The organism is Deinococcus rhizophilus (genome assembly GCF_030271215.1).
GTDB lineage: Bacteria > Deinococcota > Deinococci > Deinococcales > Deinococcaceae > Deinococcus > Deinococcus rhizophilus.
Genome location: NZ_JASNGB010000308.1, coordinates 1 through 1,706, shown reverse-complemented (window position 1 = coordinate 1,706; position 1,706 = coordinate 1). Strand labels below are relative to the sequence as shown.

The 1,706-nt window shown below is 72.0% G+C and carries 2 protein-coding genes; one reads left to right on the top strand and one right to left on the bottom strand.

The window, feature by feature from the left end; translation table 11 throughout:
- Positions 1-669, top strand: a 669-nt coding sequence (locus QOL99_RS16885) for a diacylglycerol/lipid kinase family protein (RefSeq protein ID WP_285525541.1), incomplete at its 5' end; no start/stop codon positions are given.
- A 52-nt stretch (positions 670-721) separates the two neighbouring features.
- On the opposite strand, the gene QOL99_RS16880 is transcribed toward QOL99_RS16885, so the two are convergent.
- A complete protein-coding gene (locus tag QOL99_RS16880; protein ID WP_285525539.1) occupies positions 722-1,429 on the bottom strand; it encodes a tetratricopeptide repeat protein in 708 nt (235 codons plus the stop codon).
- Between the last annotated feature and the right edge of the window lie 277 nt (positions 1,430-1,706).

Here is a 1,706-nt window from a genome sequence, read left to right as displayed (position 1 = left end):
GGGCGGCCCCTGGGGGTGGTGCCGCTGGGCACCGGGAACGACTTCGCGGGGATGCTGGGCCTGAAACCGGGAGACTTCGGGGCGGCCCTCTCGCGGCTCGCGGGGGTGCCCCGGCCGGTGGACGCCCTGCGGGTGACCGTGCGGGGCGGGGACTGCGCGGACCAGACGCGGCTGCTGCTCAACGGCCTGGGCATGGGCTTCGACGCGCAGCTCACCGCCCGGCTGCCGCTGGCCCCCGCGTGGCTGCCGGGGATGGGGCGCTACGCCTGGGCTGCGCTGACCACCCTGCGGCACCTGACCCTGACGCCCGTCACGGCCGAGGTGGACGGCGAGCGCCTCTATGCCGGTCCCAGCGTCCTCGCCGCCGCGATGAACGGCACCCGCTACGGGGGCGGCTTTCACATCAGCCCCGCCTCGGACGTGCGCGACGGCGTGCTCAACGTGGTGGTCAGCGGCCCGCTGGGGCGGCGGCAGGTGCTGCGGCTGATGGCACTGGTGCTGCCGGGCCGTCATCTGGGCGACCCCGGCGTCCACCACCGCACGGGCCGGGTGGCCGAGCTGAGTTGGGCGCGGCCCACCTGGCTGCACCTCGACGGCGACGTGGTGGGGCAGGCGTCGGGGGTGCGGGCGGAGGTGCTGCCGGGGGCGGTGGCGCTGCTGAGAGGGTAGCCGTCAGCAACAAGCCCCAGCCGGAGCCGGGGCGTCTGGGTGTGAGAGAGCTTTACAGCCCGGCCAGCGTCTTGCGTGCCTGCTCCAGATCGCGCTTTTCCCAGAAGGTGTCGGCGGGCAGAGCCACGGCCCTTTCAAGCTGGGCGCGGGCGCCCGCCTTGTTGCCCTGAAGGAGCAGGGCATTGGCGTATTCGATGCGGTGCACGGCCTGGTTGGGTTCCAGCGCGATGGCCTTCTCGAAGTTGGGGTTGATCTGGTTGCGCTTGGCCCCCGTCGCCAGCGTCGCCACGGTGCCCTTGGAGACGAGGTTGGCGTGCCACAGCCCCAGCGCCACGTAGGCCGAGGCCATGTTGGGCTTGAGTTTGATGGCGGTGTCGAGGTTCTTCTTCATGTCGCCTGCCAGTCCCAGGCTGTTCAGGATGCCGCTGTACTGGGCCAGCCGGCCCTGGGCGCGGGCGAGTTCGAAGTAGGCGTCGGGGTTGTTCTTGTCGGTGTTGATCGACTGACGGGCGTACTCCTGCGCCTTCTGGAAGAGGCCCTTCTTGGCACTCTCGGCGCTCAGGCCCGCGCCTCCGGTGGTGGCCTCGGCGGCGAGGGCGTAGCCCGCGCTGGTCTTCAGGGCGGCGGCGGCACTGGCGGCCTCCTGCCACTTGCCCTGGTCGTACATGGACTGGGCGGCGGCGAGGGACTGCGCGGAGGCGCTGCCCGCCACGGCGAGGGCGAGGGTCAGCAGGACGGGCACGGCAAACTTCTGGGACATGGGGTTCCTCCTGGGGTCTGAACTGTGGGAAAACTGGACCGAGTATACACAGGCACCCAACGGGAGAACCTGACCGCCTCGTCAGGTGCCAGGGGGGGTGCTAGGCTCGCCCCACCGTGAACTGGAAGGCGACCCTGGCGGACCTGCGCGCCCACCTGCCCCCCCAGCCGGAGCCGGGCCGGGGCGTGCGCGGCAGCCTGCGCTGGCTGGAGGCCGAGTTGCGCGTGCGGGGCGGCAACCCGGCGTCGGTGCGCAACATCGTCTACCGCGACGTGGG